Annotated in this window: 18 protein-coding genes and 1 pseudogene; 4 read left to right on the top strand and 15 right to left on the bottom strand. The window is 63.9% G+C overall.

Annotated elements, in window-relative coordinates; genetic code table 11:
• Nucleotides 1-11: 11 nt before the first annotated feature.
• From CQ12_RS19200 to CQ12_RS19180, 5 genes are all read right to left on the bottom strand, one after another.
• The gene (locus CQ12_RS19200) at nucleotides 12-983 is read right to left on the bottom strand and encodes a Bug family tripartite tricarboxylate transporter substrate binding protein (RefSeq protein WP_063799775.1); all 972 of its coding nucleotides are present in this window, start codon (nucleotides 981-983) and stop codon (nucleotides 12-14) included.
• A 33-nt stretch (nucleotides 984-1,016) separates the two neighbouring features.
• Nucleotides 1,017-2,048, bottom strand: coding sequence for an alpha/beta hydrolase (locus CQ12_RS19195; RefSeq protein WP_198164198.1), 1,032 nt, complete (start codon nucleotides 2,046-2,048; stop codon nucleotides 1,017-1,019).
• Nucleotides 2,049-2,145: 97 nt separating this feature from the next.
• Nucleotides 2,146-3,117, bottom strand: a complete 972-nt coding sequence (locus CQ12_RS19190) for a DUF6282 family protein (protein WP_057836867.1) — start codon at nucleotides 3,115-3,117, stop codon at nucleotides 2,146-2,148.
• Nucleotides 3,118-3,145: 28 nt separating this feature from the next.
• Nucleotides 3,146-4,078 (bottom strand): cupin domain-containing protein, encoded by a 933-nt coding sequence (locus CQ12_RS19185; protein ID WP_057836866.1) that lies wholly within the window; start codon nucleotides 4,076-4,078, stop codon nucleotides 3,146-3,148.
• Nucleotides 4,062-4,880, bottom strand: a complete 819-nt coding sequence (locus tag CQ12_RS19180) for an HpcH/HpaI aldolase family protein (protein ID WP_245310004.1) — start codon at nucleotides 4,878-4,880, stop codon at nucleotides 4,062-4,064. Before CQ12_RS19180 ends, CQ12_RS19185 begins: the two co-directional genes overlap by 17 nt.
• A 142-nt stretch (nucleotides 4,881-5,022) precedes the next feature.
• Between CQ12_RS19180 and CQ12_RS19175 the strand changes: the two genes are divergently transcribed.
• Nucleotides 5,023-5,802, top strand: coding sequence for a DNA-binding transcriptional regulator (locus CQ12_RS19175; protein WP_057836865.1), 780 nt, complete (start codon nucleotides 5,023-5,025; stop codon nucleotides 5,800-5,802).
• Between the two features lie 53 nt (nucleotides 5,803-5,855).
• On the opposite strand, the gene CQ12_RS19170 is transcribed toward CQ12_RS19175, so the two are convergent.
• Entirely contained in the window at nucleotides 5,856-6,788 is a 933-nt protein-coding gene (locus CQ12_RS19170; RefSeq protein ID WP_057836864.1) for a CobW family GTP-binding protein, read from the bottom strand.
• Between the two features lie 2 nt (nucleotides 6,789-6,790).
• Complete coding sequence (locus CQ12_RS19165) at nucleotides 6,791-8,281, bottom strand: amidohydrolase family protein (RefSeq protein ID WP_057836863.1); 1,491 nt, start codon at nucleotides 8,279-8,281, stop codon at nucleotides 6,791-6,793.
• 470 nt (nucleotides 8,282-8,751) lie between these two features.
• Here CQ12_RS19165 and CQ12_RS43955 point away from each other — a divergent pair, with 470 nt between their 5' ends.
• The gene (locus CQ12_RS43955) at nucleotides 8,752-8,937 is read left to right on the top strand and encodes a hypothetical protein (RefSeq protein WP_157088336.1); all 186 of its coding nucleotides are present in this window, start codon (nucleotides 8,752-8,754) and stop codon (nucleotides 8,935-8,937) included.
• A gap of 179 nt (nucleotides 8,938-9,116) precedes the next feature.
• Nucleotides 9,117-10,025, top strand: a complete 909-nt coding sequence (locus CQ12_RS19160) for a PaaI family thioesterase (RefSeq protein WP_057836862.1) — start codon at nucleotides 9,117-9,119, stop codon at nucleotides 10,023-10,025.
• 66 nt (nucleotides 10,026-10,091) lie between these two features.
• Here the strand turns inward: CQ12_RS19160 and CQ12_RS19155 are convergent, their stop codons facing one another.
• The 5 genes from CQ12_RS19155 to CQ12_RS19135 form a co-directional block, all read right to left on the bottom strand.
• The gene (locus tag CQ12_RS19155; RefSeq protein WP_057836861.1) at nucleotides 10,092-11,060 is read right to left on the bottom strand and encodes a Bug family tripartite tricarboxylate transporter substrate binding protein; all 969 of its coding nucleotides are present in this window, start codon (nucleotides 11,058-11,060) and stop codon (nucleotides 10,092-10,094) included.
• Between the two features lie 61 nt (nucleotides 11,061-11,121).
• Nucleotides 11,122-12,327, bottom strand: coding sequence for a CaiB/BaiF CoA transferase family protein (locus CQ12_RS19150; RefSeq protein ID WP_057836860.1), 1,206 nt, complete (start codon nucleotides 12,325-12,327; stop codon nucleotides 11,122-11,124).
• An 11-nt stretch (nucleotides 12,328-12,338) separates the two neighbouring features.
• Nucleotides 12,339-14,570, bottom strand: coding sequence for an acyl-CoA dehydrogenase family protein (locus CQ12_RS19145; RefSeq protein ID WP_057836859.1), 2,232 nt, complete (start codon nucleotides 14,568-14,570; stop codon nucleotides 12,339-12,341).
• Nucleotides 14,571-14,576: 6 nt separating this feature from the next.
• Entirely contained in the window at nucleotides 14,577-15,386 is an 810-nt protein-coding gene (locus CQ12_RS19140) for an enoyl-CoA hydratase/isomerase family protein (protein ID WP_245310002.1), read from the bottom strand.
• A gap of 50 nt (nucleotides 15,387-15,436) precedes the next feature.
• Nucleotides 15,437-16,303, bottom strand: a complete 867-nt coding sequence (locus CQ12_RS19135) for a FadR/GntR family transcriptional regulator (protein WP_057836857.1) — start codon at nucleotides 16,301-16,303, stop codon at nucleotides 15,437-15,439.
• Nucleotides 16,304-16,386: 83 nt separating this feature from the next.
• Between CQ12_RS19135 and CQ12_RS19130 the strand changes: the two genes are divergently transcribed.
• On the top strand, nucleotides 16,387-17,526 hold the full coding sequence (locus CQ12_RS19130; RefSeq protein WP_057836856.1) for an acyl-CoA dehydrogenase family protein: 1,140 nt from the start codon (nucleotides 16,387-16,389) through the stop codon (nucleotides 17,524-17,526).
• Between the two features lie 172 nt (nucleotides 17,527-17,698).
• Here the strand turns inward: CQ12_RS19130 and CQ12_RS19125 are convergent, their stop codons facing one another.
• The 3 genes and pseudogenes from CQ12_RS19125 to CQ12_RS46450 all read right to left on the bottom strand — a co-directional run.
• Nucleotides 17,699-18,097 (bottom strand): hypothetical protein, encoded by a 399-nt coding sequence (locus CQ12_RS19125; RefSeq protein ID WP_157088335.1) that lies wholly within the window; start codon nucleotides 18,095-18,097, stop codon nucleotides 17,699-17,701.
• 20 nt (nucleotides 18,098-18,117) lie between these two features.
• Complete coding sequence (locus CQ12_RS19120; protein WP_245310000.1) at nucleotides 18,118-19,620, bottom strand: DEAD/DEAH box helicase; 1,503 nt, start codon at nucleotides 19,618-19,620, stop codon at nucleotides 18,118-18,120.
• A gap of 83 nt (nucleotides 19,621-19,703) precedes the next feature.
• Nucleotides 19,704-19,934 (bottom strand): annotated as a pseudogene (locus tag CQ12_RS46450) (nuclease-related domain-containing protein); the annotation flags it as partial.
• Nucleotides 19,935-20,055 lie beyond the last annotated feature (121 nt).

The raw sequence follows: 20,055 nt of genomic DNA, 5'->3' as shown, positions 1-20,055 counted from the left end.
GCGATCTCGCTTCACTGCATCGCGATCTTTGCCGCCTCGATCACGGGACGCCATTTGTCGCGTTCGCCATCGATGAACGCCTTGAGGTCTTCCGGAGCGCCTCCGACGCCCTGCAGCGAATTCTGCTCGAGTATGGCCTTGCCCTTGTCACTGTTCAGGAAGGCGTTAACTGCCTTGTTCACCCTGCTCATGATATCGGGCGGCGTACCGGTTGGAGCCACGATCGCGTACCATGCGGTCGCCTCGAAATTCCTGAATCCGGCTTCCTGCACAGTCGGCACGTCCGGCAGTTGCGCCACGCGCCGGCTCGTCGTCACCGCAAGCGGGCGGATCTTGCCGTCGGCCACCAGCGGCAGATAGGTCGGCATGAAGTCCATGGCGACGTCGACCTGTCCCGACAGCAGGTCCGTGATCAACGGCGCCGAGCCGCGATACGGCACATGCGTCATCTCGACGCCGGCGAACTGCTGGATCAACGCCGAGGTGATATGTCCGAGCGTACCATTGCCGGGATGGCCGACATTGACCTTGCCGGGGTTCTGCCTGGCATAGGCGATCAGTTCGGGAAGCGTCTTTGCCGGAAAACCTGAAGTCGCCGTGATCATCATCGGAGATTTGGCAACGAGGATGACCGGCGTGAAATCCCGCTCGGAGTCGTAAGCCAGGCCCTTGTACATCAGCTTGTTGAGCGCGATCGGCGCCGGCGTCCCGAACAGCCATGTGTAGCCGTCAGCATTCGCCTTGGCGACTGCCGCTCCGCCGAGATTGCCGCCCGCGCCCGCACGATTGTCGACGATGAACTGCTTGCCGAAATCCTCGCTCAGCGCATGCGCGACGGCGCGCGCCAGCGTGTCGACGGCGGCGCCGGCGGGGAACGGCACGACCATGGTGACCGGACGGTTCGGCCATTCCTGCGCGACGGCGCGGGGACACGGCGCAACGGCAAGTGCAAGGCCCAGGAGACCGAAAGCCAGCAAGCGCATGTTTCCTCCAAGCTGTTTGCTTGTGCCGGGCACTTATTCTCCGGCAAATCTGTCGAGGCCTTTTCGACCCAGCCATTTGGACAGTTCGTCCGCAACGGCTTCGTTGTTGAGGTCGGCAAAGGCGATATGCGTGTTGCCGCGCAGGCCCGCATCGGGGAGCAGCAGAACCTCGCAGTCCCCGCCGTGGCGATTGACGATATCGCAGAAGGTCCGCGCCACCTTGATCGACGTCGCCCAGATCGGCCGCGTATCGGTGTAGTCGCCGAACACCATCTGGATCGGAAACTTCGTCAGCTTCTTGAACTCGGCCAGCGGCACGGCATTGGGACCGTATGGCGCATCCGGCTTGGGCTCGGGCCCCTCGCCTTCCGGGAAGACGAAGCCCGGGGTTTCATAGGCAACGATGCCTTTCATGTTGTCGCTCTTTGCCTTGAGCGCCGACAAGAGCGCGCGCCACCCGCCCGCGGAATTGGTGACGGCAATGACGGGACCGATCCTGTCGATGGCCTGGCCGCCGGCCTCCGCCTGCAGCAAGGCATTCTCGAGCGTATCGAACTCGTCGTAACGGGCACGCGTCGCCTGATTCCAGGCTTCCTTGTCCGCCATCGGAAACTGCAGGCCCGGATGCCAGCTGAGATAGTTCACACCGAAACGCCAGGCGGCAAAGTTGCGCTGGTCGAAATAATCAGGCGTGTAGGTGATCGGCTCGCAGCTCCAGTTCGCGCGGCCGACGCGCGGGCCGTCCCACAGGTAAACCGGATATCCCCGCCGCAGGAAAATGCTCTTGTAGCCCTCGCCGCCGTCCCAGCGGTTCTCCCACACCTTGGTGCTGGAACTGTGCCACATGATCAGGCCGACGCTGCGCCGTTTCGCGGGGATGAAGTATTCGACGTACCCATGATCGCAGGAGAGCGTCTGGCTGGGATCGCCAGGTTTTGCAATGACCTTGCCGCCCACTTCATACGCCCCGATCGATTCCAGGATGATCGGCGGCTTGCGATTCTCTTGGGCGAAGGCCGTATGGCCTGCTGCAGCGAACAGCAATGCTACCATCGTCCGCGACATGAGGTGCATCCGCGCGCGTCCGTCGCAATCTCCCCGACCCATGATGACCTCCTCCCCCTGAGCGCGCCGCCAATCGCGGTCTTTGCGCTTGTCCTCGCTAGGCGGCGTCCTGCGCGGCCGACTGCACCACCGGAAGATTCAGGAACCGCGCGGCGTTGTCGCTGATGAGCTTTCTGATCGCCGGCCGCGGCATCTGCAGATCGAGCAGGATCTGCGTGATGCTGCGGAAACCATCGACCGGGCGCTGCGAGCCCTGCAGGCCGAGATCGGACGACAGGATCGTATTGTCGACACCGGCCACCTCGATCAGGTGCGCGAGATCATCCGGGCTGTACTTCAAGGATTTGCCCTCGATGAACATGCAGATCGAGTGCTCCATCTTGACGCCGATCGCGACGAGCTGGCGGATATCAGTATCACTACAACCGACGATATAGGTCGGATGGTTCACCATCATCTTCCTGACGCCGCGCCGCGTCGCCTCGTCGAACAGGATGTGCAGCTCGCTGGCCGGCAGGTGGCCGCCGGCCAGGATGATATCAGCCTCGGCGATGAGATCGATCACCTTCCGGGTGTCGTCCGTCAGCTTGCCGTTGGCGTCGAGCGCCGACAGCGGGATCGGATCGAGCATCTTCTGCGAGGTCTTCGGAAAGGTCTTGTTTCCGGCCGCCATCGCCTTGATGTGGTTCGCTGCCGACAGCGTCGGCATCCAGACGATCTTGCCGCCGAGCTTGATCGTGTGGTCGACGGCATGCGGGTTGATGCCACCGGACGCATTGTTCAGCACGATGCCCGAGAACAGTTTTACGTTGGTCTCGGGAAACAGCTTCTCCAGCAGGATCGCATGCGGCATGCCGGCATAGAAATGATCCTTGAACAGCACGGCCCGAAATTTCGCTTCCGCCGCATCGAGCAGTTCTTCGTGATGATCGAGAATGCGCGGCATGGCGGCCGGACCGCTATGGCAGTGCAGATCGATCGCGCCGACCAGGAGTTCGGCGACTTCTGCCGCCCGCGACAGCGGCGGCAGCGGAACGGTGGTCGGATAGGATGCTTGCGTGTCGGCCATGGTCAGGGCCCTCTTTTACGTGAACGTGTCAGGCAGCGGATTTGCCGGCGGCGGCTTGCGTGGGCATCGGATAATCGTCCTCGTTCAGCACCCAGCCCGGCTTGGCCGAGAAATCCAGCCGCGGCGGGCAGAAGATGTCGACGAGAACGTTGAGCTTCGGATCGACGGCCTGCGAGGTGTGAATGGAGGGCGGCGGAATTACCGCGATGGAAGGTGACCCGCAGCTTTCGTGATCGTCGGCGCGCCACTGCGCCATGTCAGTCGTCCATGGCCAGCGCAGGTGATGGATGAAGGTGCCGGCAAGCGCCAGCGAGCATTGCTCGAAATCGTCATGGTGATGCGGTGACATCTTGCTCGGATCGCGCGGCCCGTTTTTCGGCTCGAGAAAATTCACCATGAAGGTCGAGCAGCGGAAGATCCGGCCGAACCGGCCCGGCGTCGCCGCGACGTCGAGACTGTAGGTCCGGATCTTCGCCCCGCCCGCAGCTTCCGGCCACGGCTCGAACGGCGGCAGATTGGGATGCGGCGTCGCGTAGGACGCAGCGTTGGAGCAGCGCTTTGCGAGATCTTCCGATCGCGTCGTCACCATGCGCACCACCTTGGCAGCGCCCTTCAGCGTGACGGAGCTTGCGCCCGCCGGCACGAAGCTGATGGAGTGACCAGTGACGACCTTGCGCTCGTTCCCCCACGCGATCTCGGCGCCGGCGCCGGGATCGGGAAGCAGCACGACATATTCATCGGGCTGGTTGGTGCGGCTCAGCACCGCGCCCTCGTCGGCATCGCTATAGGCGATGATGAAATTCTGGCCGCGGGCGTACCAGGTGCGCGCGCCATTTTGATTTTCGGCCGGCGGCGTTTCGTAGAATTTCGCGTACTCAGCACCGGCAAAGTGAGTGGCTGCGGGCTTTGTGCCGGCCGGCGCGGCGGCGAGCGCCGCGCGGGGATCAGAGCTGTGATACATGCGAACCATCCGTGGTTTTGACGAGGGTCTTGAATTCGGTGAGCGTTTGCGCCGCGGCCCGGCGCATCTGGCCCTGATCCGACGAGATGATGAAGGCGCTGGCGCCGAGTTCGGCGAACTCCTTGGCTTCCGCCGCGCCCGCGACCATCACGCAGACCGGCTTGGCGGCCTTCTTCGCCGCGGCGATGATCCTGATAACCGCGTCCTTGACGGAGGCGTCGGCCGACGATTTGGCGCCGAGGGCGACGGTGAGGTCGCCGCGGCCGATGAAGAAGCCGTGGATTCCGTCGACGGCGGCGATGGCGTCGATCTGGTCCAGCGCTTCCGGGTCCTCGATCATCGCGATCGCGCAGACCGATGCATCCTGGTCATCGACGAGCGACCACATCGGCGTGCCGCCATAGGCGCCGGCGCGGGATGAGCCTGAGTAACCGCGCCGTCCGCCGCGGTATCGCGCGGCGGCGGCAACCGCGCGCGCCTTCTCGACCGTCGCGACATGGGGCACCAGCACACCGGCAGCGCCGCAGTCGAGGCACGACAGGATCTTGGCCGGATCGTCCGACGACACCCGCACGATGCCGGCGAGGTTGCCGGCGCGCGCGGCCAGCAGCATGAGGTCGGTCATCGCGCGATCGATCGGCGCGTGCTCCTCATCGATGACGACGAAATCATAGCCGAGTGCGCCGAAAATCTCGGTCGCATGCGTGGTCGGCGTCTTGATGAACGAGCCGACGACGGTCTGCCGCGCCGAGAAGCGACGGCGGAACGACGAAAAATGCGGCCTGACGATTTCTCCGGACACGGTTGTTTCCTCCACGGCCATCTGCACGGGACTGCCTTCAGGAGGCAGGCCCCGGCGCGGCGCTTGGCGAAAACCATTGCAGGGAGGACGCCGGTCGGCCATAGCTATTCGGCCTCGTTCCACCAGGTGGAATTCCCAGGAAATGCCGCTGAAGTCCGACACCGTCGAAGCCGCCTCGCGCAGCCTTCTCTTGCTGGAAGAGCTCAACCGCCACCGCGTCACCTCGATCGATCGCCTGCACAAGGCTACCGGCTTGCCGAAATCGACGGTGGTGCGATTGATGAAGTCGCTATGCGCGATGGGCTATGCCGCGAACGACCGGCGGCAAGGCGGTTACGCGGTTGCCTCGCGGGTCAAATCGCTGAGCAACGGCTTTCACGGCGATCCGCTGGTGGTGGAGGCCGCGCGCCCCTGGGCGATCGCCTTCACGCGACAATATCACTGGCCGATCGCCATCGCCGTGCTCGACAGGAGTTCGGTCGTGGTCCGCTTCAGCACGATTCCCGACAGCCCGGTCTCGCCGTTTCACGGCACCCTCAACACCCATCTCAGCCTGCTCGGGCGGGCGCTGGGGCGCGCCTATCTGGCGTTCTGTTCCATCAGCGAGCGCTCGATGCTGCTCGACATGCTGGCGCGGTCGCAGGAAGCGGAAGACAAGCTCGCCATCGAGCGCAAACGCGCGCTGGCGCTGCTGACCGCGATCCGCAAGCAAGGCTTTGCCGAACGCGATCCAATGGTTGAACCGCGCTCATCGAACACGATCGCAGTTCCCATCCTCGTCAACAGCCGCGTGCTCGCCACCGTCGGCATGACCTACTTCACCTCGGCGCTTGATCGCGGCGACATCGTCCAGCGCTACGTACCGCTGGTAAAGTCGCTCGCCGACAATATTGCTACAAGCGTCTCGTCGTTGCAGGAGTAGAGGCTGCAGGCGCGAGCCGCCGCGTTCAATCAGTCATCGGGCAAGATGCCGCTTCACCCGGCTTCGACGCACGCTTCCATGATCCCATCGATCTCGGCCTTCGAGAGAACCCCGATTTCGGCAATGAATACGATCCGTGTCCGCGGCACCCCGGCCGCGGGCGCTTCGCCCGGCGCCAGCGTCGCGCGTCCGCCGGCGAACTGAAACACCATCAACCGCCCGGGCTGCTCCACCGTCTCGAACAATCCCTTCGCCCGAACGAGCTTCGGTGCCAGCCGGCCGATCGCTTGCTGCAAGCGCGGGAGCGACACTGGCCGCTCCGATGTCCAGCTCAGCGTCTCGAACCGGTCTGCCGTCGGCCGTCGCGGCCCTGGCTCGCGCGGCGCCGGGACGCGGTCGACATCAACAGGGAACAGCAGCGCAGCCGGCACTTCACCATGCACGGCATCGACCACCACTGCTGCCGGATGCAGCGCGCGGATGGCCTCGCGCAGTTGCTGACTACCAGCTGCGTCCACCAGGTCCACCTTGCTAAACGCGACGATGTCGGCCGCGCGCACCTGGGACCGCAACAGCGCTTCACCGTTCAGTTTCTCCGGCGTTGTCGTCGCGTCCACCACGCACAGCACCGTTTCCAGCGGTGCCTCCCGCCAGATCAGGGGGTCCATCAGGTTGCGGACGATATCGGCGGGATCGGCGACCCCGCTGGTTTCGATCACGATGAACTCCGGCCGCGGATCACGGCGCAGCAGCGTGGCGAGCGTGCGCAGGAGATCACCTTCCAGCGAGCAGCAGATGCAGCCGTTGCTCAGGCTGACCACCCCGTCGCTGGCGCCCGCGATCAGCTCCGCGTCGATGTTAACAGCGCCGAAATCGTTGACCACGGCGGCGATGCGCCGCCCCGCCGCGTGCGCCAGCAGATGGTTCACGACCGTGGTCTTGCCCGCCCCGAGGAAGCCGGTGATCAGCAGGACCGGGACCGGCACGATCAGCTCTCGAGAACAGGCCGGCGCACCGGCCGGCCGGGCCTTGCCGCCACATCCAGCACGCCATCTGATATCAGCGGCTGGCCGCTGACTACCAGATGCCGCACGCCCTCCGACGGGCGGTTCATCGCCGAGAATGTCGCGCGGTCGGTCAGCGCATCGAAATCGAACACGACAATGTCGGCATCCGCGCCCGCCTCCAGCCTTCCCTTGGCGCGCATGGCGGGCGTGCTGCGGGACAGGATCTCCGCCGGGATCAGCGCGCATTTGCGGATGCCCTCGAGGAGCGACACCGCCCGGCGCTCACGCACCCACTCGCGGATGAAACGGGTGAAGCAGCCGGCTGAGCGCGGATGCGAGGTGGCGTCCTTTGGCAGCGGCCAGGCGTCGCCGGTGTAGACGCTGCCGTCCGACAGCGTCCACGGCATCGCGTCGGACGCGATCGCGCCGCCGGGATACAGCACCGATATGTCCAGGAGGTCGCGATGGTGCGGATTGTTCTCGGTATCGAGGATATGCCACAGCACCAGCGTGGAGGGCTCCTCCGCCTGCGCCGCCAGCAATTCCTTGCGGTCGCGGAAGCGCCGCCCGTCGGTCACCCGCTGCACCGAATCGTAGCCGGTGCCGTTGCGCTCCACGAATTCGGGGTCGCTGAAGAACGCCGCCGCCAGCACCGTCGAACCGGTGCCGTATGGATAGGCCTCCACCGTGATCGGCAGGCCCTGCGCCTGCGCCTTGGCCACCAGCACGGCGCAACGCTCCACGTCGGTCTTGCTGGAAGAGTTGAAGTGGCAGATGTGCATGTGCGCGCCGGTGGCGCCGGCATAGCCGATCAGGCGGATATAGGCTTCCGCAGCGCTTTCCGGATCGATACGGGACATGTAGGCGATGTGGGTGAAGGTCGCGACATCGTGCGCCGCCGCCAGTTGGCACACCGCGGTGAGCTCCTGCACTCCGGCACCCGGAGCATAGGCGTTGAGAATGCCGATGCCGATGCCGCCCTCGTTCAGTCCGTTTGCCAGCCGGTCGAGGATGCCGGCCACCTCCGTCTCGCTGGCGACGTTGTCGATCCAGCGGCGATCGCGCATGGCATTGCCGAACGCCTCCAGCGAGCTTTCCGTGTTGGAGCCGGTCATCGCGCCGATGCGCGCAAACGCCCAGTTGGCGGCGGCGCCGTAGTTCAGCACGCGTCCCTTATCGGCCTGGCGCCGATACCAGGATGCGACCGGCAATACGCCCGCCTCGAGGTCGAGCGTCGTCGTCACCCCGTCGAACGCCTGCATGCGATCGGCCGGGATCGACTGGCCATGCGCATGCAGGTCGATGAAGCCGGGCGCCACCACCAGCCCGGTCGCGTCGATCACCCGTTCGGCGCTGCCGAGCCCGGTGCCGACAGCGGAGATCTGGCCATCCTTAACCGCTACATCGCCAATGGCATCCATCCCGCTGGCCGGATCCACCACCCGGCCGCCACTGATCACCAAACCGCCCATGTCGTCACTCCCGCACGTAAAGAGGCCGGCCCGGCAACAGCTCGGAAGGCATCTGCCCCGCCCTCATGCGAGCCGCCTCGACTTCAATAGAGGCAGATTTTCGGACCGACGGCTACCTCCGCTGACGCTGGCGCATCATGCGTATTGCTCCATATCCTTGGCATTCCTCCCTCTCCAGATCGGTCGCCGAGATTGCAGCATCGCCTCGCCAAGAGCGGGACGGGAAGATTTTGGAAGTGGAATGACTGTAACTTCGTTACCACATCGACGAGTTCAGTGTTGCTGTGTTGGCCGCGCTACAGACTCTGCGCCAAACATCGGTAAGTGTGCCTGCGGGGGTAGTTAAAGCGGCGCGGTGGTTGCGGACTCGTAGAGGGCCACGGGGCTTAGCCTCCACGAGTCCGCACGCTCCGTTTCTTTCGAGCGCACGCGCCAGGATTTATGTATTTCTAGAGAGCGGAGAAATTGAAATGCGCAAACGTCCCGCTACGGCCAGTTCTGCAAATTGCGACTTCATCAAAGCGTATTTCGAGCTGCAGAAATTACGCGAAGACATCGAGTGCATCGAACGGGCGTCGAGGCCGCCCCAGGGCCAAGCGACAGCAGCGCGTCGCGATACAGCCAAGGCAGGTCTACCGACCAATCAATCGGCGTGAAGCGAAGTCGGCCTTTGTCCATTTGTTCGCGAAGCTTGTCCGCGTAGGCGCCGATCTGGCCAGCCAGCACCGCCACTTGGCGATGGCGCCCATCCCAACAGATTTACCACCTCCGGCGATACGGGCATTTCGCGCGTATTGCTGCACCATTCATCGCGGCGACGTGCTAAACCTCCGGCATGTCAGAAATCTCAACATATGACGGGCAGCCGCTGCCGTTCGATCAGCTCGCAAAGGCGATCGCGGAACGCCGGTCTACCTATGGCCGCGCCAGCGGACTTCGCATCGATCGCGCCGAGCGCGGCGAAGCCTGGTCCAGCCTGCCCTACCAATCCGTCTTCGCCGGCGATACAGAGTCCGGCGTAATCCACGGAGGGGTGGTCACCGCCATGCTCGACGAAAGCTGCGGCATGGCCGTCCAGCTAGCGCTCGACGGCAGCCGCGCGATCGCAACGCTCGACCTGCGCATCGATTACCAGAAGCCTGCCAAGCCCGGCCTCGACATCAAGGCGCATTCGATCTGCTACCATGTCACGCGTTCGATCGCCTTCGTGCGCTCGACCGCCTATCAGGAGACCGAACAGGATCCTGTCGCGACCGCCGCCGCCTGCTTCATGATCGGCGCCAACCGCACGAACATGCTGCAAGACAGGGAGGCGTATGAGGTGCCGATCCTCGACGCGCCTGAGGACGTCTCAGGCCCATTCGCCCAAAGCCCGTTCGCCCGCTGCCTCGGCATCCGCGTCGCCGAGGACGGCGTGCTGCACATGCCGTTCTCGCCGAAGATCATCGGCAATCCCGTCCTGCCCGCCATCCACGGCGGCATCACCGGCGCCTTCCTGGAAACAACAGCGGTCGTCGGCGTGGCGCGCGAGCTCGGCATTGCATTGCCGCCCAAGCCGATCGGCCTGACCATCAACTATCTGCGTTCGGGTCGGGCGCTCGACAGCTTCGCGAATGTATCGATCGTCAGGCAGGGCCAGCGCATCGTCGCCTTCCAGGCCCAGGCGTGGCAGGAGGATGCGTCAAAGCCGATCGCGACGGCGTTCGGGCATTTCAAGCTGCGGCGAGCGGCGGGCAAGGACTAGCATCGCGCGCCATTAAGGCGCACCACCGACTTGCTTGGCCAAGCCCGATTTGCTGTCTTCCAGCACCTACTCGGGCTTGACGTTACGTTCCTCGATTACCTTGCGCCACGAGGGAATCTCTTCCTTGATGATGGCCGCGAGTTCGGCAGGGGTACTGGCCATCGCCTCCACGCCAAAGGTCAAGAAGCGATCGCGCAGTTGCGGCATAGCCAGCGTCGTATTGATTGCGGCGTTCAGCTTGTCGATGACATCGGACGGCGTGCCGGTGGGGGCAAGAATCCCGAACCAGGTTTCGACCGAATACCCCTTCAAGACACCGCCAATGGGCGCGGCACCCGGGGCAACCGGCGAAGCCCCGGGCGACGAAACGCCAAGCAGCTTCACCTTGCCGGCGCGAATATGTTCGTTGAGCGTGTCCGACGTCGTCGTGAGCAAAATGTCGACCTCGCCTGCGAAGATCGCAAGCGTCGTCGGCGCCTGACCACGGTAAGGAACGTGGACCATCTGCAGTCCGGCCTGATTGAGAAAGCGCTCCGTGCTCAGGTGTCCGAGCGAGCCGGGTCCGGCGGTCGCATACAGCATCGGCTTGTTCTGCGCCTTCGCGTAAGCGATCAAGCCGGCGGCATCGTTCACCGGCACCTTTTCGCTCGCAACCAGAACCAGTGGCGCCCTGGAGACGAGCGAGACCGGTGCAAAGCTCTTCAGCGGATCGAAATCGACGCCCTTCTGGAGCAATGGAGCGATCGAGATCGGCCCGTTATTCGCAAACAAAAGCGTGTAGCCGTCCGCATCCGCCCGCGCAGCCTCATTGGCGCCGGTCGTGCCCGCCGCGCCCCCGCGATTGTCGATGATCAGCGGCTGACCGAGGATCTTCGCCATCGGCTCCTGCAGCGCGCGGGCCATGATATCGGTCGAACCGCCAGCGGGATAGGGCACGATAAGCCGGATCGGCCGCGACGGATAATTGTCCGCGGCGGCAGGCCCGGCAAGGATCACGAGCGAGAATGCAAGAGCAAGAAAATGAAATCGTTTCATGTCAATCCTCCCATCAAGTCGTCTTTTCTCATTTTTGACGTAGCCCTTGTTTCTCAGGCTGTTATTTCACCGCCGTCATCGCCACCTTTCCGAATGCGCCGGAGGCGGCTGCTGTCGCGATTTCTTCCGGGGACAGGCCAAGCACGCGTCCGAGCACGTCGTCGCGGTGCGACCCGATGGACGGAATTTCCCGCCCGATCGCGCTACGCGCACCTGACATCCGCCACGGAGCGTTGACGCCCTTGAATTCGCCGGCGGCGTCGGCGATTGGCGCGAATGTTCCGCGAGCAGCGAGATCGGGATTGTCCAGCGCCTCGGCCGGCTCGCAAAAGCGCGCGCTCGGAATGCCGGCGCGATCGAGCACCGCAAGGCATTCGTCCATCGTGTGTTGCATGGTCCATTTTTCGATGACCTGCATCATCGCCGCCCAGTTCGCGCCGCGCGTCGGCACCGATGCGAACCGCGGATCGGATGAAAGCTCCGGCAGGCCTGTGAGATCACGAAGCGCCGCGAAGTTGCGCGCCGACACCGGCGCGATCAGGATGTCGCCGTCTTTTGTGCGCACCGGGCCGTAGGTCGGCCGCGCCATCGGCTTGGAGAACTGCGCCTCCTGCAGCTCATACACCAGAAGGTTCAGCATGCAATCCATCAGGGCCACATCGATGCGTTGCCCTTCGCCGGTGCGGGCGCGCTGCACCATCGCCGTCTGAATCGCCGAGAAGCCGAAAATGCCGCCGAGAACATCAGCGACGAACACCGCACCCGCTGCCGGCCGGTCGCGGTCGCCGGCATACCGCATCAGCGCCCGATCGAAGCCGCTTTCGGCATGAACGATCATCGCATAGGCGGCGCGCTCGGCCTGCGGACCGGTCTGACCGTAGCCGGAGATCGAACAGTAAATCAGCCTCGGATTGATCTTTCGCAGCGCCTCATAGCCGAGCCCCAGACGCTCCATCACCCCGGGGCGAAAATTCTCGACCAGGATGTCGGTGCTCTCGACCATGCGATGCACGAGCTTGATCGCATCCCGCGATTTCAGGTCGAGAGCGATGCTCTGCTTGCCGGCATTGAGCTGGCCGAAATAGGCGCTATGGCCGTCACGCACCGGCGCACGCAGGCGCATCTCGTCGCCCTCAGGCGGTTCGATCTTGATCACCTCGGCACCGACATCGGCCAGCAGCCGTGCGCAATAGGGGCCGGCCAGCATGATGGAGAAATCCAGCACGCGCACGCCCTCGAGCGGCGAAGTCGATGTCTGGTCCTGCATGCCGTCGGCTCCTATCTCGGCAATCCGAGCGCGCGTTGCGCGATCAGGCTGCGCTGAATCTCGTTGGTTCCGATGCTGATCACCCACATCAGCGAATGACGCAGGTTCTGCTCGAACCGGCCGTTGTCGATTGCGCCCGGCATCTGCTCGGAAACGGCGGCACGCATGCCGAGGATGTCGAGCGCCGCTTCACCAAAGCGTTCCATCAGTTCGCCGGAATAGACCTTGCTGATCGCGCCATATTCCGGCGGCGTTACACCATCGGCCGCGAGTTCGGCGCAATGCATCATCAGCTGCCGGCCAACCTCGATTTCGCAGGCGAGCATCGCGATCTTGTCGCGAACGATCGGATCCCGCCCGGGCGGCGCTCGATCGCCCTCGGCCGTCATCACACGCTGGCGCAGTTGCTCGAAGGCGTGGGCCACCTTCAGCACGATGCCGCCGCCAACCAGGCCGCGCTCGAAGGCGAGCGCGCCGGTCAGCACCTTCCAGCCCCCATTGACCTCGCCGACGATGTTTTCCAGGGGAATGCGAACATCGTCATAGAAGATGTTGGCAAACGTGCCGTCATACATCGTGCTTGCCGGCTGGATCGTGATGCCCGGCGCATTCATCGGGACGATGAACATGCTGATACCCGCGTGCGGCGGCCTCGCGTCCTTGTCGGTCCGCGCCGCAAGAAACATGTATTTGCCCCACCACGTCGTGGTCCAGATCTTCTGGCCGTTGATGACCCAGTGGTCGCCGTCCCGCACCGCGCTGGTACGGAGCGCCGCAAGATCGGAGCCGGCCTGCGGCTCGCTGTAACCCATGCCGTGCATGGCTTCACCGCGCAGGATTTCCGGCAGGTATTCTTGTTGCTGTGCCGGCGTGCCGAACATCATCAAGGCGTTGGCCTGGATCGACGCGCCGATCCGCGGTGCCTCGCTTTGCTCCATCGTCTCCATGAATGCGATCTGCTCCAGCGGCGTACGCGCCTGCCCGCCGAATTCCTTCGGCCACCCAAGGCCGATCCATCCGGTCTGGCCGATATCGCGGGCGAAGTCGGCATCGAACTCACGCTTGGCGAATGGCCTGGCATCGAAGGCGGCCTTCCTCCCGCCCGACCAGTTCTGATCGAGCCACCGCCGCACCTGCTCGCGCAGCGCGTTGCCGGCCGGACCAAGATCGTATTGCGGTAGCGGCGCGCCACCGCTATCCAGCAGGTACGAAGCGAGCCTCCGCCGCGCATGAGATGCTCCGCCGAGCGCGATCGTATCCAGATGCACGCGCTTGAAATGTTGAGCGGCCTCGTGTTCCTCGGCATAGCCGATGGCGCCGAACGTGTGCTGGGTCTCGAGCGACACACGCCGCAGCGCATCGCCCGCAAAGGCGACCGCGCAATCGGCGAAATAGCGCCAGTTGCGGTCATCTATGTCATGCAGGCTTGCCGCATGATCCAGAATGAGGCTGACGCCTTCGAGCACGATCAAGGCGTTCGCGAGCTTGTGCTGGATCGCCTGAAACTTTCCGATCGGTTGCCCGAACTGATGGCGCTCCTTGGCGTAGTCCACCGCCAGCTCGAACGCCCGCCGGGTCGCGCCGTAGGCACGTGCCAGCAATGCGACCTGGGCCTTGAGACGGAGATCGTCGGCACCGTCAAGCGGAAGAAGCGTCAACGGCGCCGAATTCAGCCGCACCTCGCAGAGTGCCCGGGCGCCCATCGCGCGCGTCGGCGCGACGACGATGCCGGGAGCATCCAGTGGAACGAGGGCAAGGTGGGATTCATCGACGGCCACGAGAAGATGTGTGGCGCCGGCCGCCTCGACGAAGCGAAGCACGCCCGTTCCATGCCGGTCCTCAATCCGGACCGATCCCGCGCCTGCGTCCGGATCGCAGGCACCGAAAGAGAAAGCGGCCACTACCGTGCCGGCATGCAGCTTCTCCAGCAGTTCCGCCGCGGCGTCGCCTTGCGAGCCCGCGAGCGCCAGATTTGTCAGCGCGGCAGACCACATCGGCGCGGGACAAGCGGCGCGGCCGAGCTCCGCCATCACCACCAGGATTTCGCGAAGGCCGCCTTCGTCGCGGCAGGACCCCAGCGCAGCGACGCCCTGCCCGATAAGCTTGCGCCAGACCGCAGAGATATCGTCCGGGGATAGACCTTCCTTCCCGCCGCCTGCGGCCCAATGCGCTTCGAGAAACCCGCGCAGGGAATCCCGAAGCATCTTGGCGATGTCGTCGCTCGGAAGCCCGGTCGCATCCATGAGAGGCTATGCCTGGCCGAATTTCGGCTTGCGCTTCTCCTTGAACGACATCGTCGCCTCTTTGTGATCGGCGGTTTCGAACGTCACCTGTTCGAGCGCCATGGAGGCTTCGAGCAGCATATTGACACGATCCTTGACGATCTGGTTGATCGACAGCTTCGTCCAGCGAATGGCCCAGGTCGGGCCATTGGCGAGTTCGACTGCGATCTCGCGAGCCTTGGCGAGCACTTCCGCGCGCGGCGCAACGTGATTGACCAACCCGATCCGCTCGGCCTCCTTGCCTTTCAGAAGGGTGCCGCGGATCAGGTACTCCTTGGCCTTGTTGATGCCGATCAGCAGCGGCCAGATCACGGTGCCGCCGTCGCCGGCAACCAGTCCGACGCGCGAGACGTGGGTGTCGCCGATGCGGGCGTCCTCCGCCATCACCGTGATGTCGCAGAGCAGCGCGTGGGTCGCGGCGAGGCCGATGGCATCGCCATTGATGGCGGCGATGATCGGCTTGTCGAGTTCGAGCTGCCGCGTCACGGCGCGCCGGCTGATCATGGGATCGTGGACTTCCCCCTCTTCGAGAACGTCGCCGCCCGGCCGTTCCGACATCGCCTTGACGTCGCCGCCGACGCTGAAAAAGTCGCCCGCGCCGGTCAGCACCACGACATTGACAGCGTGATCGTCGGCCAGATCGTCCCAGATCGTCCGCAGCTCGCGGATCAGCTTCTGATTGATGGCGTTGCGTGCTTGCGGCCGGTTCAAGGTTACGGTCGCGACCTTGTCTGCGACCTCGACCATCAGGCATTCATATCTGGCGTAGTGCGACACATTTTCCTCCGTTGTTATCGTTGTTCGAGCGTGGATCGCGCCGCGCTCCGCTATCTGCGCAAGCCGGGCTGCACCTCCGCCAATGCGACGTGAAGCGACATCGCGCCCGGGTCCTGCTCCAGCATCCGCTGTACGGATTCCAGATGGGTACGCATCAGGCGGGTTGCGGACGTAACGTTTCGCTCACCCAGTGCGGCCAGGAACTGCCGTCGCTTTTCCGCCAGCCGCGCCATCGCAACCCCGCTCGACGAGACCTTGGCGTAGACGAACCGCATGTGAATCTCGGTGACCGAATCCATGATCATGGCGATCACCTTGTTGCCGGTCGCCGCCGCAAGCAGCTTGTAGAACTCGCGGGAGCATTCGACGCGATCCAGCAAGCGCCCTTCCCGCGTCGCATCTTCCGTGCGCTCGATATTGGCTTCAAGTGCATCGAGATCGGCCCGCCGCGCGTTAGCGCAGGCCAGCCGTACCACCAGGTCGAGAACGTGAACGCGCGCTTCCGACAGTTCACGGACTGAAATCGTGCCGAGGCTCAGCATGTCCCGCATGACGCCGTTCATGCGGCTGGTATCTCCCTCCTGGATGAAGGCTCCGCCTTTGACGCCCTTCTGCAGCCGAAGCACGCCGGCCATTTCAAGGCTGCGCAAGGCCTCACGCAGCACGTTGCGGCTCACGCCGAGCTGCTGGGCCAGATCGCGTTCTGGGGGCAGCTTGTCGCCCGGCTTGAGCACGCCGAGCGCAAGCTGCTCGCGGATGCGCTCACATATTTCCTCGAACGCCCGCCTTGTGTGGATCGGGCGAAATTTCGGCGCGGCCGGCGTTCCGGCAGCGCGGTGATCAGGGATGCGCTCGCGCCGAATGGGCGACGGCGACCTGGGGCGGCCGGGTGCGCGGGGGCTTGACTTGGTGCTCATACAATGGATTGTTAAATGGATCACCCATTCAATGGAAGCCCCTTTTTGGGCTTCCCGGCAAAAAAGATGACCCGGGGATCAGCATGAGTTTCACCGAGGAGCAGATCGCCTTTCGCGACACCGTGCGGAAAATGGTCGCAAGGCACGTCGCACCGATCGCGGCCGAGATCGACGAGACCGACCGCTTTCCGATCGAGCTCGTGAAACTGTTCGGCGAGATGGGACTGATGCAACTCTGGGTGCCGGAACGCTATGGCGGCCCGAACGGCAATCTGACCATGGCCTGTCTCGCCAGGGAGGAGATCTCGCGAGTCTCGCCGGCCTGCGCCTCGATCGCGGCACTCAACACCATGTTCATCATGCCGCTGCTTCACTTCGGCTCCGAGGAGCAGCGGACCAAATACTTGCCGATCATCGCCAAGGGCGGCGTCGTTACGGCGATCGCGATATCCGAACCTCAGGCCGGCTCGGACGTCACCGCGATCAACACCCGCGCCCGGAAGGATGGTGACAGCTACGTCCTCAACGGCCGCAAGCAATGGTGCAGCTATGGTGTCGTCGCCGACTATATCGTGGTGATGGCGCGGACCAGCGACGCGCCAGGCGCCGACGGGATCAGCGCCTTCATCGTCGAACCGAAGGCGATGTCGGGCATCTCGTTCGGCCGCCACGAGCGCAAGATGGGCTTTCGTGGCGCGCCGAACACGCCGATCTTCTTCGACAATGTCCGCGTGCCCGCGGAGAATCTGGTCGGGGAGGAAGGCAAGGGTTTCCGGGCATCGATGCGCGCGCTCGATCTCAACCGCCCAACCATCGGCGCCCAGTCCGTCGGGCTGGCCCAGGGCGCGCTCGACGCGTGTGTCGCCTACGCCAAGGAGCGCAAGCAATTCAAGAAGTCGATCTCGGAATTTCAGGGCGTGCAGTTCATGCTGGCCGACATGGCCATGCAGATCGAAGCCGCGCGCGCCCTCGTCTACGAATGCGCCCGCGCCGGCGACGCCGGCGACTGGAAACGCCTCAACGTGCTCGCCAGCATGGCCAAATGCATCGGCAGCGACATGGCCATGAAGGTGACGACGGACGCCGTCCAGATTTTCGGCGGCTACGGCTACACCATGGACTACCCGGTCGAGCGCATGATGCGCGACGCCAAGCTGACCCAGATCTTCGAAGGCACCAACCAGATCCAGCGCGTCGTCATTGCGCGTGAGCTGCTACGATAATGAAATCATGATTGCGATCTCTGGTCAGGGCGAGGCGCGGCACCGATCAGGCCTTGGGCCGAGCAGCCTTGATCCCCGCGAGGCAGTCCGCATGAACGCAGCGATATGCGGGGATGGACCATCCCCCGGATGTCGCTGTGCTCATCCGCCTGCGGCTCCTCGCATCTCTCAACTATTTGGCGCTTCGCCGTTCGCGCAGCAGGTTATCATATTGAGCCCGGTCGTGGCGTTCCAGGCGATCGAGCGCGTCATTCGCCGCCCCGACGGCGGAGACGCCAACCTGCTCCTTGATTACGGCGATGTCTCTCGCGGCCTTTTCCAGACGGCCCAACGTTTCCGCGGGCACTGGCTGCGTCCTGGCCAACGCGATCGCGATCTCCGTAAGCCAGCCAAGCTGTTTTCCAAAGCTTGCAACCTCCGCAACGACCCGGTCCTCTACCGCGGGATCGCCGGCATAATTGACCGTAAGCGATGGCGAGAACCACGACGTTATAATGCGCTGAGCTACGTCGCCGGACAACGGCGCCCGAAACATCCACCACGGATCAAAGCTCAAAGTTTTTTTCGTCACAGGATTCCTCCTATCGCAGTCTACGCGATCAACCGCTGCACCAGCGCCGACTCACTCGAGTAGGTCAAAAGCGCCTCGTGAGTAGCCCGAGTAACCCCGACATATGTCAGTCGAACACATTCCTCGATCGCCTCGCCGTGGCGGCCGAGCAAGCCCAATCCTGCAATCGCGACGCACGGAAACTCGAGCCCCTTCGCGGTGTGCATGCTCAACAACCGCACGGCTACACGCTTCGTCGACACTCTGTTCTTGTTGTTCCTGGCCAGATCGATCGGCACTTCATGTCTGGTGAGTACCTGAGCGACCCGCTCGCCAATCCAGTGTTCCGGATAAAGGCAAGCCATTTGCGGCCACTCGTACCCCGCCTTTTTCCGCCCGAGAAACCACTCGGCAATGCAGTGAATTTCTGCGTCGATGCTCACACACTGCCGCACGTCTGGCGCCAGTCCCTGCCGACCCGCATCTTCGGGCAACAGGATGGGGTGCTCGTCATCGGCCGTCGTGCCCGGAGCGCCGATCACGTCCGAAGCGAAGCGTCGCGCAAAGGCAACGATCTGGGCCGTGTTGCGGTAGTTGACTTTCAGTACGGTCGTTCTGCCCGTCGCTTCAATTCCGAGCTGTTTCCATACCGGACGCTCACGTCCCTTGTAGATGGCTTGAATATCGTCATAGACGACCATCAGCGCTTTCGTGCGCGGGTTCACCATCTTGGCCGCAAGCGCGAGCCATTGCGGCTCGAAGTCGTGTGCCTCGTCGATCAGGACCGCGTCGTACTGTTCCGCCGGGATATGCCCCTGGTCTACGGCCTTCATGACCTCTGAGACGCTCGCAGCCAGTCGTTCTGCGTAGTCCGGGTAGTCACGCTCGGAGGGGGCGGGAATCCCGTAAGTCCGCAGCATCCGGTAACACCAGCCATGAAAGGTAAGGACCTGAACACGGTGCTCCACGCCGCGATCCTGCATGGCATCTTCAAGTCGCCCGGCGATGCCGTTGGCGTAGCACAGGACGAGCACCGGCCTTGTCGCCCCACGCGCCAGATATTCGGCTCGAAAGGCAAGGATCAGCGTCTTGCCCGATCCGGCGACGCCGCGAATGATTCGATGCCCCTCGCCCAAGCTGCGCGCGATCTGCTCCTGGTGCATGTCCATGACCGCGAGCGTCCGGTCGGATGGATCGGGCGCGGGCGCTTCGTCCAGAGGCAGGGCAATCTGCCGGATGCGGATTTCGGGAAACAGCAGCGCGCGCAGCCGGTCGAACTGCGGCATCGACAGAGGCTCTCCGAGACGCGGATAAACCATGCGCCACAATCTGGATCGGAATTCCTCGGGGTCCGCGCTCTCAGTCATTTCATCCTTGAACACACTGAGATGCTCGGCGAATACCTCCTTGAGATTGGTCTGATCGAACTGCCTGCGCGTGATATTGGTGAACACGGCCCCGTAGCCGAACGGAACGATGGATTTGCCCATGAAGTGGTGACCGGCCGGAAACAGCAGTTGCCCATCCCGCTCCAGCGTTCGCACGACATCGAACGTGTATCTGCGAGCCTGCTCAGGGGATTGCTCTCGCGCACGATGCCGCGACTCGTCAGCAATTCGACCTTTGTCTTGTCGGCGGCCACGATCGATTCCAGGCGCCAGTCCTTCACCTCAAGCACGAGCAGGCCGTTGGCCGGGTGAGCGATGATAAAGTCCGGATGCCGGCTGCGAGGGCCAACCGGGAGGTTGTGCCAAACGACGGCGTTCTCCTCGAGGAAGTCCTTGAGGCGCTCCGCGAGCCGCAGCTCGCCGCGGGTGTCGAAGCGTGCGAAGCCCAGGCTCGGGATCAGGATTGCCATGTAACGGCCAGGAGGTTGCCAGTCAGCTCAGAGCTTAACGCGACCTCAACACGCTTTGGAAGGGGACTGGACCTTCGGCCGGAGCAGCCCGAGCCATGGATGATGGCCTCTCGCGGGCTGA

This window comes from Bradyrhizobium jicamae (assembly GCF_001440395.1).
GTDB lineage: Bacteria > Pseudomonadota > Alphaproteobacteria > Rhizobiales > Xanthobacteraceae > Bradyrhizobium > Bradyrhizobium jicamae.
This window is presented reverse-complemented; position numbering and strand designations above follow the sequence as displayed.